The sequence below is a fragment of the Vibrio sp. 1069 genome (assembly GCF_033340555.1).
The window spans coordinates 1-513 of sequence record NZ_JAWOWP010000966.1; the positions used below are offsets into that span (position 1 = coordinate 1).

The 513-nt window shown below is 53.2% G+C and carries 2 protein-coding genes; one reads left to right on the forward strand and one right to left on the reverse strand.

Annotated elements, in window-relative coordinates; all coding sequences use genetic code 11:
* On the reverse strand, positions 1–308 hold a 308-nt coding region (locus R7040_RS30070; RefSeq protein ID WP_318098136.1), incomplete at its 3' end, for a hypothetical protein.
* 24 nt (positions 309–332) lie between these two features.
* Here R7040_RS30070 and R7040_RS30075 point away from each other — a divergent pair.
* On the forward strand, positions 333–513 hold a 181-nt coding region (locus R7040_RS30075; RefSeq protein ID WP_318098137.1), incomplete at its 3' end, for a hypothetical protein.

The window sequence follows — 513 nt, forward strand, 5'->3', positions numbered from 1 at the left end:
GTGGCACCCCATCCCGGAGTGAAGGTCTCAGACTCAAGAACATCAGAGTTGCGCGATATGGCAATATCCAGATCAGCTCGTTCAGAGTTGATAATGGCATCACCCAGGTAGTTACCTGTCATCGGCACCAAGTAGATGTTGTCTTTGAAGTTGTAGTCGGAGGCTAGTTCAACGGTCGGAGCTGGTGGGTCAACCGCTTCGACATTGAAAGTCTCGTCGTTCAACGTCACCCGAGTGCCGTTACGGGTGAAAATACTTACCCGCCACCCCAGAGGGTGATCACCGTTCTCGGCCAGGGAACCTGACAACGAAGGAGATTCCGATAACGGGTCTTGGACCAGTCCATCGGGGATCTGCTGCCACTCGAACAGACAGGCACGGCTTGCACTACCAACAGCCTTGTTCGCGGCCTCTTTTTTCGCACGGTCTGCGCTGAGGGTTATAGAACAGTCTGGCCCCTTGCTCTGCTTGAAGTTCACATCAAAATCTTCAATGACGCGATTCACCTGAGCA